13 protein-coding genes are annotated in these 14,102 nt (G+C 72.4%); 7 read left to right on the top strand and 6 right to left on the bottom strand.

Annotation, left to right across the window (positions count from 1 at the left end):
* The first annotated feature begins 459 nt into the window (after positions 1-459).
* Complete coding sequence (locus tag AB0I88_RS20365; protein WP_361026425.1) at positions 460-1,668, top strand: MFS transporter; 1,209 nt, start codon at positions 460-462, stop codon at positions 1,666-1,668.
* Between the two features lie 85 nt (positions 1,669-1,753).
* On the top strand, positions 1,754-2,638 hold the full coding sequence (locus AB0I88_RS20360; RefSeq protein WP_361026422.1) for an MCP four helix bundle domain-containing protein: 885 nt from the start codon (positions 1,754-1,756) through the stop codon (positions 2,636-2,638).
* Here AB0I88_RS20360 and AB0I88_RS20355 read toward each other — a convergent pair.
* Together AB0I88_RS20355 and AB0I88_RS20350 are read right to left on the bottom strand one after the other, a co-directional pair.
* On the bottom strand, positions 2,635-4,875 hold the full coding sequence (locus AB0I88_RS20355) for a bifunctional diguanylate cyclase/phosphodiesterase (RefSeq protein ID WP_361026419.1): 2,241 nt from the start codon (positions 4,873-4,875) through the stop codon (positions 2,635-2,637). The two genes, AB0I88_RS20360 and AB0I88_RS20355, sit on opposite strands and share 4 nt — an antisense overlap.
* Positions 4,876-5,062: 187 nt before the next feature.
* A complete protein-coding gene (locus tag AB0I88_RS20350) occupies positions 5,063-5,482 on the bottom strand; it encodes a MarR family transcriptional regulator (protein WP_361026416.1) in 420 nt (139 codons plus the stop codon).
* 130 nt (positions 5,483-5,612) lie between these two features.
* Here AB0I88_RS20350 and AB0I88_RS20345 point away from each other — a divergent pair, with 130 nt between their 5' ends.
* From AB0I88_RS20345 to AB0I88_RS20330, 4 genes are read left to right on the top strand one after another with little or no spacing between them, the layout of a single operon-like run.
* Positions 5,613-6,494, top strand: coding sequence for an SDR family oxidoreductase (locus tag AB0I88_RS20345; RefSeq protein ID WP_361026413.1), 882 nt, complete (start codon positions 5,613-5,615; stop codon positions 6,492-6,494).
* Positions 6,491-7,363, top strand: coding sequence for an amidohydrolase family protein (locus tag AB0I88_RS20340; RefSeq protein WP_361026410.1), 873 nt, complete (start codon positions 6,491-6,493; stop codon positions 7,361-7,363). Before AB0I88_RS20345 ends, AB0I88_RS20340 begins: the two co-directional genes overlap by 4 nt.
* Entirely contained in the window at positions 7,360-7,818 is a 459-nt protein-coding gene (locus tag AB0I88_RS20335) for a MaoC family dehydratase (RefSeq protein WP_361026407.1), read from the top strand. The genes AB0I88_RS20340 and AB0I88_RS20335 overlap by 4 nt, the downstream gene beginning before the upstream one ends.
* 10 nt (positions 7,819-7,828) lie before the next feature.
* Positions 7,829-9,310, top strand: a complete 1,482-nt coding sequence (locus tag AB0I88_RS20330) for a long-chain fatty acid--CoA ligase (protein ID WP_361026404.1) — start codon at positions 7,829-7,831, stop codon at positions 9,308-9,310.
* Here AB0I88_RS20330 and AB0I88_RS20325 read toward each other — a convergent pair.
* The gene (locus tag AB0I88_RS20325) at positions 9,291-10,043 is read right to left on the bottom strand and encodes an NAD-dependent deacylase (RefSeq protein WP_361026401.1); all 753 of its coding nucleotides are present in this window, start codon (positions 10,041-10,043) and stop codon (positions 9,291-9,293) included. The two genes, AB0I88_RS20330 and AB0I88_RS20325, sit on opposite strands and share 20 nt — an antisense overlap.
* A gap of 127 nt (positions 10,044-10,170) precedes the next feature.
* Between AB0I88_RS20325 and AB0I88_RS20320 the strand changes: the two genes are divergently transcribed.
* Positions 10,171-10,392 (top strand): hypothetical protein, encoded by a 222-nt coding sequence (locus AB0I88_RS20320; protein ID WP_361026398.1) that lies wholly within the window; start codon positions 10,171-10,173, stop codon positions 10,390-10,392.
* Positions 10,393-10,404: 12 nt separating this feature from the next.
* Here the strand turns inward: AB0I88_RS20320 and AB0I88_RS20315 are convergent, their stop codons facing one another.
* The 3 genes from AB0I88_RS20315 to AB0I88_RS20305 are packed head-to-tail and all read right to left on the bottom strand — an operon-like array spanning position 10,405 to position 14,086.
* Complete coding sequence (locus tag AB0I88_RS20315) at positions 10,405-11,982, bottom strand: GMC oxidoreductase (RefSeq protein WP_361026395.1); 1,578 nt, start codon at positions 11,980-11,982, stop codon at positions 10,405-10,407.
* Positions 11,979-13,130: a thiolase domain-containing protein gene (locus AB0I88_RS20310; RefSeq protein ID WP_361026392.1), complete on the bottom strand. Its 1,152-nt coding sequence runs from the start codon at positions 13,128-13,130 to the stop codon at positions 11,979-11,981. Before AB0I88_RS20310 ends, AB0I88_RS20315 begins: the two co-directional genes overlap by 4 nt.
* Entirely contained in the window at positions 13,130-14,086 is a 957-nt protein-coding gene (locus tag AB0I88_RS20305; RefSeq protein ID WP_361026389.1) for a lipid-transfer protein, read from the bottom strand. Before AB0I88_RS20305 ends, AB0I88_RS20310 begins: the two co-directional genes overlap by 1 nt.
* Positions 14,087-14,102: the final 16 nt, after the last annotated feature.

Raw genomic sequence — 14,102 nt, 5'->3', positions numbered from 1 at the left:
CACCCGCTCCGTGCCCTTCGCAGCGCCCTATTTTTTTTTTGGGTGTCCCGTTTTGTGATGTCCCTTTTTTGGATTTCGGGCGCGTAGCGCGCCCGAAATCCACACACGGGGTTTCGGCCCGGAAGCCGCCGCGCGGCGCTGACACCGGCCAGGTTCAGGGCGATCGTTCGGTTGCAGGCGTCCGGGGCTGGGTCGGGGAGGCTGGCGGTGGTCGCCGGGTGGGCCGGGGTGGTCGTCGGGTGGGCTGGGAGGCCGGAGTGGGCGCCGGGTGGGCTGGTGAGGCCGGGCATGGGTTAGGGTGCGGGTGTGATTCCGGTCGAGGCTGTCGCTGCCGCCTATGCGCGGTGGATCACGCCTGACCTGCCGCTCTACGGTAACGATCACGACCGGGCCGACTTCGCTCCCTGACCGGCGCTGCATCAGCGTCCTGTCCCCCCCTCACCCCGGGAGCGATCTGTCATGTCCACCACGTCCTCCGGCCTTCGGGCGGTGTTGCGCGCGCCGTTCGTACGCCGGCTTCTCGTCTTCAGCCAGATCGGCCGTCTGCCGATGGCTGCCGCGCCGCTCGCCCTGCTGCTGTTCGCCCGTGAGGAACACGGGCTCACCCTCGCCGGCCTGGTCGTGGCCGCCTACACGGCCGGGATGGCGGTGAGCGCACCCCTGCTCGCACGGGTGGTCGACCGCTGGCGGCAGCCGCCGGTGCTGTGGGGGTCGGCGGCGCTGTCCGGGATCGGGTTCGTGGCCGTCGCCGCCAGCGGGCACAGCGTGCCGGTCATGCTGGCCGGCGCGGTCTGCGCCGGCTTCGGGACGCCGCCGCTGGAAGCGTGCCTGCGGGCCCTGTGGCCGAACCTGGTTCCGCCCGACCGGGTCGCCGCCGCCTATTCGCTGGACCTGGCGGTGCAGGAGGTCATCTACGTGACCGGTCCGCTCGTGACGCTCGCCGCCGTCGGCGTCGCCGGCCCGTCCGCCGGGCTCCTCGCCGCCGCGGTGCTGCAGCTCGCCGGCGTGGCCGGGTTCGCCCTGACCCCGGTGGTGCGGACGTGGCGTGGTGAGGCGGGGGTGCGGCACTGGGCGGGGCCGTTGCGCGTACCCCGGTTCGTCGTGATCGTGGCCGGGGTGATCTGTGCGGGAGCGGCGATCGGAAGCCTGCCCGTCGTGGTGACCGGCTACGCCGAAGCGGCCGGAGACCGTTCGCTGAGCGGCTGGCTCCTGGCCGCGCAGGCGGCCGGAGCGCTGGCCGGTGGCCTGCTGTACACCCGCGCCACGCCGGGTGGCCCCACCGGGCTCCCACTGACGGCGGCCGCGCTGGCGGCCGGGTTCGTGCCGTTGTTGCTGGTCCCCGATCCGGCCCTGATGGCGGTGCTGCTCGCGGTCGCCGGGGTGTCGTTGCCGCCGCTGCTGACCGCGGTGTTCCTGGCCGCCGACCGGCTCACCCCGTCCGGCACCGCCGTCGAGGCCTTCGCCTGGATCATCACCGCCTTCACGGTGGGCAGCGCGGCGGGCGCCGCGCTGACCGGGCCCCTGGTCGCCGAGAGCATCCGCCACGGCTTCGCCTTCGCCCCGATCGCCGGCCTGCTGTCGGTGATCGCGATGCTGGCCGCCACCCTCACCCGCCGGGACCGCATCCCCGATCCGGCTCGGGGACGGGGGCTGGAGACCGGCGTCTGACCTGGATCGCCGCCTGACCGGAAATTCCCGGTTCGCCTTCGCGGAAGCATTCCGGGGGCCGAAGCTGTCCGGAGGGGGTGGTCCGATGGCGCGGAGGACGGGTTGGGCCGACCTGCCGGTCATGGGCAAGGTGCTGTGCGCGGTCCTGGTGGCCGCGCTGGCCGCGGCGCTGGCCGGCGGGATCGGCATCGCCAAGCTCGCCGCCGTCGACGACGCGGGCGGCGGCATCTACGAGCGGAACCTGCTGCCGATGACCAGGCTGGCGGAGATCGACGGGCTCGTCAACGAGGTCCGGTCGACGATCCTGCGGCATGTGGTCAGCGCCGACCTGGCCGGGAAGTCGAGGCTGGGCCAGGAGATCACCGGTTTTCGGGACGAACTGGATGAGATCTGGGCGGAGTACACGGCCGGTCCGGGGGACGCCGCCGAGGAGGCCGCGCGGCAGGAGTTCAGGGCGGCGCTCGACGAGATGTACGCGATCGCCGACGACGAGATGCTCCCGGCGAGCCGTTCCCAGCAGACCGCCCGGGCGGCGGCCGTCGAGGCGGAGGCGGCGCGGGCCGGTCAGCTGGGCAAGGGGTTCGCCGTGGTGGCCGGCGAGGTGAAGGAGCTGGCGCAGCAGACCGCGCAGGCGACCGAGGAGATCACCGCCCGGATCGGGGCGATCCAGCGGTCCAGCTCGGCGGCGGCCACCGCGATCGGGGAGATCACCGAGGTGATCGGGCTGATCGGGGACTACACGACGACGATCGCCTCAGCGGTGGAGGAACAGACCGCGACCACGGCCGAGATGAGCCGGTCGGTGGCGGACGCGGCCGGCAACAGCGAGGAGGTGGCACTGACCGTCTCGGGGGTGGCCGATGTGGCGACGTCGACGGCGGAGGGCGCCCGGACCACTCGGCAGGCGGCGGACGAACTGACCCGGCTGGCCTCCGAGCTGACCGGCATAGTCGGAGAATTCCGACATTAACCCCGATCCAAGGGTACGGGTGACAAGCTCACCGAGTCCGGTGCCGTCACCATCTCCATGATCCCGGTCGCGTCGACCGGGTGCGCCAACAGGTAACCCTGCGCGTACTCGCACCCGAGTTCGGCGAGCACGGCCAGGTCGGCGCGGTTGTCGACGCCCTCGGCCAGCGACGCCATGCCGAGCGCGTGCGCCATCCCGATCATGGCGTCGGCGAGTGCGCGGCGGGCCGGGTCGGTGGCGATCCCCTTCACGAACGTGTGGTCGATCTTGACGACGTCCCAGGCGTGGTCGGCCACGCGGGCCATCGACGAGTAGCCGGTCCCGAAGTCGTCGACGGCGATCCGCACACCGGCCCGGCGCAGCGAGCCGAGCGCGGCCTCGACGGTCTCCGGCAGGGCCAGGCCGAGTTCGGTGAGCTCCAGGGCGAGCGCGGACGGCGGGGTGCCGGTGCGCTCCAGGGCGGCGAGCACCACGTCGGCGGTGCCGGCCTCCAGCTGGCGGGGGGACAGGTTGACCGAGACCGGCATCCACCGGCCGGTGCGGTTGTACCAGGCGCGCTGCTCGTGCAGGGACTGGTCGAGGACCACGGCGAACAGTTGGCCGACCGTACCGGTGGTCTCGGCGACCGGCACGAACGCGCTCGGCGGCAGGATCCCGTCGGTGGGGTGCTGCCAGCGGGCCAGCGCCTCGACCGAGCTGAGGCTGCCGTCGCCGACCCGGAAGACCGGCTGGTAGACGCAGAACAGTTCGCCCGGGTGGGTCAGGGCACGACGGAAGTCCGCCTCCCGCCGCAGTCGCCGCGCGGCCTCGGTACGGCTGTGCGTGTCGAACCGGACCATCCGCCCCCGCCCGGCGGCCTTGGCCTGGTACATGGCGGTGTCCGCGTCCTGCAGCAGGCTCTCGGCGTCGGCGTTGAGCCGGCCGGTGGTGCGCAGACCGATCGACAGGGAGGCGAAGAAGTCGCTGCCGTCGCTGAGCCGCACCGGCCGGCCCAGATGCTCGGCGACCCGGTCGGCGACGGCTTCCGCCTCCTGGTCGGTGACGGCCGGCATCAGGATGACGAACTCGTCCCCGCCGAGCCGGCAGACCACGTCCCCGGTCCGGACCGCGCCGCGCAGCCGCTCGGCGATGGTGACGAGCAGGTGGTCGCCGGCGTCGTGGCCGAGGCTGTCGTTGACGTTCTTGAAATGGTCGAGGTCGCAGAAGAGCACGCCCACCCGGGTCGTCGCGTCGGCCGGCAGGGAGGCCAGGGCCAGGGCGAGCCGGTCCATCAGCAGGGCCCGGTTGGCCAGTCCGGTGAGCGCGTCGTGACCGATCCGGCGGGACAGGTCGTGGATCGGGCCGAGCAGCCGCAGCGCCACCAGGGCCATCGACACCCAGGCGCCGGCGACCATGGGCAGGCCGGACCCGGGCTCCCAGAACAGGTGCAGGGTGGGCAGCAGCAGGGCCGCGCCGAAGAGGGTGAGCGCTCGCGTCACGGTGAGTGTGGTGACCGTGGACCGGCGGGGCGTGGTGTAGACCATCGACGGGTGCAGGCCGGCCGTGGCGATCAGGATGGGCATCGCCATCCAGCCCAGGTCGATGAGTTTGCCCTCGGCGTACGTGCCGGTGAGGCTCTGGTGGGTGTAGAGGGCGTCCGACACGAACCAGGCGATGAGGCCGGTGAGCAGCCACCGCACGCCGGGGGCCCGTAGTTCCACGCCGAGCGCCACGGCGAGGGCGCAGTAGAGCACGACGAGGGTGGCGGCGGGCGAGGCGACCGCGAGGAACCGGGCGAGCGGGGTGCCGCCCGCGGTGACCAGCGGGTCGACCACGAGCAGCCAGGCGATGCCGGCGAACGGGGCGAGGATGACCGCCGAGTCGAGGAACGCGGTCCGCCCGGAGCGGGCCGCGAGCAGCGCCGCCCCGGCCGCGATGGCCAGGTGGGCGAGCAGGTAGAAGCCGTCGGCCGCGGACGGGAAGGGCGCCTGCACCCCGCGGGCGGTGTAGCCGGCGAAGATGATGTCACCGATCCCGGACAACGCCAGCCCGGCGGCGATGATCTGCCAGCCGAGCCGTCGCTGTGGCGCGTTGCGGGTGAGTCCGACCCAGGTGGCGATGGGCGCCGTGCAGTTCAGGATCACGTACACCCAGCGGGTGGCGGCGTTGAACGGGATGACCACATACGCCAGCGCCGCGACGGACGCGAGCGTGAGGTAGATCCACCACAGGTGGCGGAGGAACCCGCTCATACGCATGCCGGAGGTATCGGCGGCGCGGGGGCCCACCGAAGGAAACCCGGGTGATCACGGGACCGCGGCCGGGCCACCGAGCTCAGCCCGGCGGGCGCGGCACGGGCTGGACCGGGCGGCGCGGCCGCGGGGGACTGCGGGGCGGAGCCGTTGCTTCCGGGGACGGCTCAGCCCGTACCGGAAAAGGGGTTTCTCAGGTCAGTGACTGCCAGGCCGTGATCAGCGACTGGCGGAAGGCGGCGGCCTGTTCGTCGGTGAGTTTCGCGCGCAGGCGGTCTTCGAGGGCGCGCACGTCGGCGGCGACCGCGGCGAGCAGGGCGCGGCCGTCGGCGGTGAGGCGGATGAGCAGCTCGCGGCGGTTGCCGGAGTTGCGTTCGCGGCGGATCAGGCCGCGTGTCTCCAGGGCCCGGACCATGTCGGCCATCGACTGGGCGGTGACGAACGAGTCGCGGGCGAGCTGGGCCGCGGAGAGGCCGTCGTGGCGTTCCAGGACGGTGAGCGCCGTGTACTGCAGGGCGGTGACGCCGGCCGGGCGGACCAGGTCGTCGAGGTTCGCCCGAACCGCGAGCTCGAGCTGTTTCACCAGGTAGAGCAGGGATGGGCCGGTCGCCATGGCGGGGGTTCCTCTCGCAGGTGCCGCCAGATTACCCCGTTGACAGGAAACCTGATCGTCATCGAGACTCGCGATAAACAGGAATCCTGCTGATTGTGCCCGTCCGAGCGTCTGTGAGAGGTTGAAGAGCATGGATCTGAGCGGGAGGGTCGCCATCGTGACCGGCAGCGGCCGGGGCCTCGGTCTCGCCTACGCCGAGGCGCTCGCGGCGGCGGGTGCGTCGGTCGTGGTCAACGACGTGGACCAGGCGGTCGTCGACGCGGCGGTCGCCGCGGTCGGCGGCGGCGCGGTCGGTGTGGCGGCGGCCGTCGGCGACACCGCGAGCGCCGGCCGGCTCGTCGCCGCCGCCGTCGAGACGTTCGGCAGGCTCGACGTGCTGATCACCAACGCCGGCATCCTGCGCGACCGGGTGCTGTGGAAGATGACCGACGACGACTTCGACGCGGTCGTCCGCGTGCACCTGCGCGGCACCTTCACCTGCGCCCGGGCCGCCGCCGTCCGGATGCGCGAGCAGGGCGACGGCGGGCGGCTCATCCTGATCGGCTCCCCGGCCGGGCAACGCGGCAACTTCGGTCAGACCAACTACGCGGCGGCCAAGGCCGGCATCGCCGCCATGGCCCGCACCTGGGCTCTGGAACTGGCCCGCAGCGCGATCACCGTCAACGCGGTCATCCCGGTCGCCGCCACCGAGATGACCAAGACCATCCCGGCGTTCGGCCCGGCCATCGAGGAGGCCGAGCGCACCGGGCGGCCGTTGCCGGCCTGGATGCGGCACGACGAGGGCCTCGGCACCGTCGAGGACGTCACCGGCCTGATCACCTTCCTCGCCTCGGACGCCTCCAAGGACATCACCGGCCAGGCGATCGGCATCGGCGGCGACAGACTCACCCTCTGGGCGCACCCGAGCGAGAAACACATCGCGTACGCCGAAGGCGGCTGGACCGCCGAGGCGATCGCCTCCTCCTGGGACTTCCCGCCGGAGACCTACGGCATCCCGGCGCCGCGGCGATGAACCTCGGCGAGATCACCGCCATCGACGTGCACACGCACGCCGAAGTGGGCCGGGACGGGCGCACCTCGCTGAGTCCCGCCCTGCTCGGGGCGTCCGCCGACTACTTCAAGGCGCACGGCCACCGGCAGCCCACCATCGACGAGACGGCCGCCTACTACCGGGAGCGGCGGATGGCGGCGGTCGTCTTCACCGTCGACGCCGAACACGCCACCGGCCACCCGGCCATCCCGAACGAGGAGATCGCCGAGGACTGCGCTGCCCACCCGGACGTGCTCATCCCGTTCGGCGGCATCGACCCGTACAAGGGCAAGTCCGGCGCCCGCGAGGCCCGCCGCCTGGTCGAGCACTACGGCGTGAAGGGTTTCAAGTTCCACCCCAGCATCCAGGGCTTCGCGCCGGACGACCCGATCGCCTACCCGCTCTACGAGACGATCGAGGAACTCGGCGCGGTCGCCCTCTTCCACACCGGGCAGACCGGCATCGGCGCCCGGGTCCGCGGCGGAGGCGGAATCCGTCTCAAGTACTCCAACCCGATGCTGGTCGACGACGTCGCCGTCGACTTCCCCGACCTGCGGATCATCCTGGCACACCCGTCGTTCCCGTGGCAGGACGAGGCCCTCGCCGTCGCCACCCACAAGGAACACGTCCACATCGACCTGTCCGGCTGGTCACCGAAGTACTTCCCGCCCCAGCTCGTCCGGTACGCGAACAGCCTGCTGCAGGACAAGATGCTGTTCGGCTCCGACTACCCGGTGATCACCCCGGACCGCTGGCTCGCCGATTTCGAGACGCTCGACATCAAGGACACCGTCCGCCCCAAGATCCTCAAAGCCAACGCCGCACGCCTACTGTTCCGGGAGAACGCATGACCACCACCGTGAACGGCCTCGACGGCCTCAAGTCCCTCGTCGGCACGGACCTCGGCCGCAGCGAGTGGCTGGAGATCACCCAGCAGCGGGTGAACACGTTCGCCGACGCCACCGACGACCACCAGTGGATCCACGTCGACGTCGAGAAGGCCGAGCGGGGCCCGTTCGGCGCCCCGATCGCCCACGGCTACCTCACCCTCTCCCTGGTCATCCCGCTCTTCACCCGGCTGCTGCGGGTCGAGGGCATCACCATGGGCGTCAACTACGGCCTGGAGAAGGTGCGCTTCCCCAGCCCGGTCAAGGTCGGCGCGAAGATCCGGCTGGCGGCGACCGTGGTCAGCGTCGAGGACGTGCCCGGCAACGGCGTGCAGAGCGTCTTCGACTTCATCGTCGAGGTCGACGGCCAGGACAAGCCCGCCTGCATCGCCCGCCCGGTCTACCGCCACTACGCGTAGAGGAGACGTCATGCGCAACGCGGGGCTGGGGTCCTGGCCGGCCCGGCGGGCGGCCATGTCGCCCACCCGCACCGCCCTGATCTTCGAGGAGCGGCACACCACCTACGCCGAACTGCATGACCGCGCCTCACGCCTGGCCACGGCCCTGCGCGCCGCCGGGGTCCGGCCCGGTGACCGGGTGGCCTACCTCGGACCGAACCATCCGTCCTTCGCCGAGACCATGTTCGCCACCTGGATGCTCGGCGCGATCTTCGTGCCGCTCAACTTCCGGCTCACTCCGCCGGAGATCGAGTATCAGCTCCGGCACAGCGGCGCGGTCGCGCTGATCCACGCCCGGCCGGTCGCCGCGCCGGTCACCATCAAGATCGACATTGCCGGGTACGAGTCCCGGTTGCGCGAGCCCGCGGAATTCGACGAGCCGGTCACGCTCGACGACGTGGCCTGCATCCTCTACACCTCCGGCACCACCGGCCACCCCAAAGGGGCCGTGCTCACCCACGGCAACCTGGTGTGGAACTGCTACAACCTGCTCGTCTGCGTCGACGTGGCAGGTGACGAGGTCACCCTGCTCAGCGCCCCGCTCTTCCACGTGGCCGCGCTCAACCAGTGCCTGCTGCCCACCTTCCTCAAAGGTGGCGCCTCGGTCATCATGCCCGGCTGGGACGTCGACGGCTGCTTCGACGCCATCGAACGGCATGGCGTGACCTGGATGTTCGGTGTCTCCACCATGTTCGCCGGCCTCTGCCGGTCGCCCCGCTGGCCGGACGCCGACCTGTCGTCGGTGCGCTGTCTGATGACCGGCGGCGCGGCCGTTCCGGAAGCCCTGATCCGCACCTACCAGGAACGCGGGCTCGCCTTCTGCCAGGGCTACGGCATGACCGAGACGGCGCCCGGCGCCACCTTCCTGGAAGCCCGGGAGAGCCGCGACCACGTCGGCTCGGCCGGCCTGCCGGTCTTCTTCACCGACGTCCGCTGCGTCCGGCCCGACCTCTCCCCGGCCCCGCCCGGCGAACCCGGCGAGGTCCTGGTCCGCGGCCCGAACGTCACCCCCGGCTACTGGAACGACCCGGCCGCCATCGCCGCCGCCTTCACCGACGGTGACTGGTTCCGTTCCGGCGACCTGGCCGTCGTCGGACCGGACGGCCACTACCGCATCGTCGACCGCACCAAGGACATGTACATCTCCGGCGGCGAGAACGTCTACCCCGCCGAGGTCGAGGCGGCCATCTTCGAACACCCCGGCGTCGCCGAGGCCGCCGTCGTCGGCGTCCCCGACGAGAAATGGGGCGAGGTGGGCCGCGCCTTCGTCGTCCCGGCCGCCGGCGCCACCCTCACCCCGGCCGACATCCCCGCCCACCTGACCGGCCGCCTCGCCAAATTCAAGATCCCGGTGTACGTGGACGTCGTCTCCGACCTGCCCCGGACCGGCTCCGGCAAGGTCCGCAAGGGCCCCCTCCGCGACCTGCCCCCGCCTAACCCCACGCGGCGGTGACGAGGGCGGGCAGGACGGTCGCGGCGGCGCCGTGCAGGTTGATGCCGGCGACCGCGTCCAGTGGGGTGGGCTGCGGGTTCACCTGGATCACCGTGGCGCCGAACATGGCGGCCACCTTCGGGATCTCGGCGGCCGGGTAGACCAGGCCGGACGTGCCGATCGTCAGCAGCACGTCGCACTCGGTGGCCTCCTGGACGGCGGCCTCCAGGACCGGCTCCGGCAGGGCCTCACCGAACCACACGACACCCGGGCGCACCGGGCCGGAACAGTGCTCGCAGCGCGGCGGGGCCAGCCGGCGGCCCTCGGCGGGCTCCGCGCCGCCGGTCAGCGGGGCCGGGCGGGCACACGACGCGCAGCGCGGCGCGAACAGGCTGCCGTGCAGGTGCAGCGGGGCCGCCGAACCGGCTCGTTCGTGCAGGTCGTCGACGTTCTGGGTGACGACCGCGCAGCGCGGGGCGCGGGCCTCGACGGTGGCGACCGCCTCGTGCCCCGGGTTCGGCCGCACTCCGCTGATCACCGTGCGGCGCCACTCGTACCACCCCCACACCAGGTCGGGGTCGTCCTCGAAGGCCTGCGGGGTGGCGAGCGCCTGAGGGTCGTAGCGCTCCCAGAGGCCGGTCAGCGCGTCCCGGAAGGTGGGCACCCCGCTCTCCGCCGAGATCCCCGCGCCGGTGAACACCACCACCCGCCGTGCCTGGGCGAGGACCTTCGCGGCCTCACGCACGTCCACCATTCGATCCCCCAGCCGTCCGAACGTTTCACCAGCACGGACGAGTGTCGCATCACCGGGGGAGCGGATGGGTCGTTGACCTGTGGAGAGTCGCGTGGAGGTGTCGCCGTATGTCCGAAGTGGGATGCCGTTGAGCAACGACCCCACCGAGCCGCCCCGCCACGACCGGACCCGCCGTCTGCGCGCGGCCGGCGACCGTCTGCTCACCGTGGTCGGCGAGTGGACCGCGCCGGGACCGCAACGTCCGGAGTGGTCGGAGTCGAGCCTGAGCACCCTGGTCGGCGCGGTCACCGCGGCCGCCGGGTTCCTCTTCCTGCTGGCCATGATGATCATCTGGTTCGCCCGCGGCTGAGGCCGGCCGCGTTCAGGCGTACGCGGAGAGGAACCCGTCGAGGCAGCGCTCGGCGTTCGCGGTGATCGTCAGGGCCGGGTTGGCCAGGCAAGCCGACCCGGGCAGCAGAGCGCCGTCGACACAGAACAGGTTCGGATAGCCGGCGACCCGGCCGGTGAAGTCGGTGGCGCGTCCCATCACCAGTCCACCCAGTGGGTGATACGTGTTGCGTGACCCCAGCCCCATCCCGGTGTTGCGGTCGTAGGTGGGCAGCCCGGTCAGCATCGACCCCTTCGACCCCTCGGTACGCCACCACAGCCGGGTCGCCAAATCCCGTCCCGCCTTGTCGCCGGCGGTCTGCATCTCGGCGTACGGCCAGTGCACCTTCCCGGCGCCGGTGGCCGCGTCGTACCGGATCTCGCCGCGTTCCGGCGTCAGGGTGGTGATCAGGTGGGCGGTGGCCGACGGCAGCCACGACGGGATCGGGGCGGACTCCCAGGCCATGGCGGCCCGCGCGTACGGGTTCGAGTCGTCGAAGAACCGCACGTTCCCCGGTCCGCCCTGCGCGTGCCCGACGGTCTTGCGCAGGTTGAGCCGGGCGATCAGGAAGTCCCCGTTGTTGCCCCACCCCTTGCCGACCTCGGTGCTGGTGAGCCGGGGGAGACGGCCGCGCGCCCGGGAGGTGAGCAGCAGCGACGTGCTGCCCAGGGACCCGGCCGCCAGGAAGACGAACTCGGCCGCGAACGTCCGGGTGGCCAGCACACCACCGCGCTCGTCGATCTGCCGGCAGACCGCCTCGATCGTCGGGGAGCCGGAGACCTCCCGCAACTCGGTCACCTCGTGCAGCGGCAGGATCCGGGCGTGCCCGGTCTGCTCGGCCCAGGCCAGGTAACCGTGGTCGACACTGTTCTTCGCGCCCGAGTTGCTGCCGAACGGCCCCTCGCCGATCGTGTGGCAGGCCGGCGCCCGCCCCGCCAGTTCGTCGCGGATGACGTCCCAGTTCACGCCGAACGGCACCGGCACCGGTGTCCGCCCGAACTCGGCGATGTAGTCCAGCCACGCGCGCGCTCCGGCGTACCGTGCATGGTCTTGAATGTCGGCGGGGATGGGCGAGGCGCCGATGTTCTGCCGGGCGCGCGGCCAGTAGACGTCCTCGAACTCGGTGTAGGACAGCTCGGCCGGGTAGACCGACTCCCAGTCGGCGCGGCGCGGCTGGGGCAGGAACATGCCGATGACCAGCGAACCGCCGCCCACCCCGGCCCCGCACATCACCTGGATGCCGTCGCCCACGTGCTTCTGGATGAGCCCGGCGCCGCGCTCGATCGGCTTGCTGACGTCGAGCCCGAGCGGCGGCCGGTCGGCGAACCACGCGCACCGCCAGTCCGGGGCGCCGATCGTGCAGAACGTGTTCCCGGAACCGTCCAGGTCCCAGCGCCGCCCGCGTTCCAGGACCGTCACCTCCATGCCGGCCCGCGCCAGCCGGTACGCGGCCACCGCCCCGCCGAAGCCGCTGCCGATGACCAGCGCGGCCCGCCCCTGGAGGTTCCTCCGGGCCAGGCCGGGCAGAAAGGCGCCGGCGGCGCCCGCTTGCAGAAGAGTCCGGCGTTTCATGGCTGCCTCCCGACCACCCACATGGAGAAGAACTGCGATCCGCCCCCGTACGCGTGACCGAGCGCCGTCGCGGCACCCGCCACCTGGTGTTCGCCCGCCCGTCCCATCACCTGCATGGCCGCCTCGGCGAACCGCAGCAGCCCGGACGCGCCGATCGGGTTCGAGCAGAGGACGCCACCGGACGGGTTGACCGGCAGCGCCCCACCGAGCCGGGTCTCCCCGGACTCGACCAGCTTCCAGCCCTGCCCCGGCCCGACGAACCCCACGTTCTCCAGCCACATCGGCTCGAACCAGGAGAACGGCACGTACAGCTCGGCGACGTCGATCTCCGCGAGCGGGTCCTCGATGCCGGCCGCCTTGAAGACCGCCCGTGCCGCGGTGGCGCCGGCACGCGGATTGACGTGATCCTTACCCGCGTAGAACGTCGGCTCCGTCCGCATCGCGGTGGCCCGGATCCACGCCACCTCACGAGACGACGCCTCGGCGGCCGCCTGATCGCCGATCACCACCGCACAGGCGCCGTCCGACGAGGGACACGTCTCGTCGTACCGGATGGGATCCCACAGCATCGGGGACCGCCGCACCGACTCGACCGTGATGTCCGGCTGCCGCAGATGCGCGTAGGGGTTGCGGGCGCCGTTGCGCCGGTCCTTCACCGCGACCAGCGCGCCGATGTGATCCGGGGCGCCGCTCTTGCGGATGTAGGACCGGATGTGCGGTGCGAAATAGCCGCCCGCCCCGGCCGTGATCGGCGCGCTGAACGGCGGCTGGATCGACAGCGCCCACATGGCGTTCGACTCCGACTGCTTCTCGAACGCCACCGCCAGCACCCGCCGGTGCGCCCCGGCCCGGATCAGGCTGGTCGCCACGATCGCCGTCGCCCCACCGACCGACCCGGCCGTGTGCACCCGCAGCAGCGGCTTCCCGGCCGCGCCGATCGCGTCCGCCAGGAACAGCTCGGGCATCATCACGCCCTCGAACAGGTCCGGCGCCTTGCCCAGCACCACCGCGTCGATCTGATCCCAGCTCGTCTCCGCGTCGGCCAGCGCCCGGTCGATCGCCTCCCGGCACAGCCCCGCCATCGACACGTCGGTGCGCCGGGTCCGGTGCTCGGTCTGCCCGGTTCCGAGAACAGCGGCCCTGCGCATCACGCCTCCATCGCACAGACGAGGTTCTGCTGCAACGCCGGGCCGCTCGTGGCGTGCCCGGCCGCGGTCCGCGCCCGCCCCGACATCACCTCGACGGCGGCCGCCCCGATCCGCGACAGCCCGGCCGAGAACATCGCGTTCGCACCGAACGGCAGGTAGGCGCCCGCCCGCACCACCCGCCGCAGAAGCAGCTCCTGATGGGTGAACGGGGCGTGCAGCGCGGCCACGTCCACCGGCGCGGTGAGGCCCGCGTCCCGGGCCGCGGCGACCGCCGACGGCACCGTCGTCAGATCCCGCTCACCGAGCCCCTGCGGATCCACGGAATGCGCGAAACCGGAGATCCAGGCGGGACGCTCCCGCAGGCCGCGGGCACGATCCCGCGAGGCCAGGACCATCGCCGCGGCGCCGTCGGCGACCTCCGCCACGTCGTGCTCCCGCAACGGACAGGAGACGTACGGTCCGTCGGCGCGTCTCCCGGCGACCCCGGCCATGTCGTCCTCGGTGAACAGTCCCGCGTCCAGCGCGAGCCGGGCCTGCAACGCCGCGACGCTCACCGCGTCCGGCCACAGCGGCGCCACCGTGTACGGATCCAGCTGCAACGACAGCACCCGGAACAGATCGCCGGCGGTGCCCTTGCCGAACCCGTAGACCAGGGCCGTCTCCGCCTCCCCGGCCAGGATCTTGAGGTACGCCTCGTACAGCGCCCACGCCGCGTCCATCTCCACGTGCGACTCGCTGATCGGCGGCACCGCCCCGATCGCGTCCACCGCGCTGACGAACGAGAACGCCCGCCCGGCCAGGTAGTCCGACGACCCGGAGCACCAGAAGTCCACGTCGCGGCGAGCCAGGCCGGCGTCGGCGAGGGCGGCCGTGATCACCGGGACCAGCGTCTCCACCCCGCTCGTCGTGAGCGACCGGTCCGCCCCCGCGAACCCGACGACCGCAACCTCGCTCATGGCGACGCCGGAGCGA

This window comes from Actinoplanes sp. NPDC049802, assembly GCF_040656595.1.
Taxonomy (GTDB): domain Bacteria; phylum Actinomycetota; class Actinomycetes; order Mycobacteriales; family Micromonosporaceae; genus Actinoplanes.
Note: the sequence above shows the minus strand (reverse complement) of the source record. Positions and strands in the feature narration are given on the sequence as shown.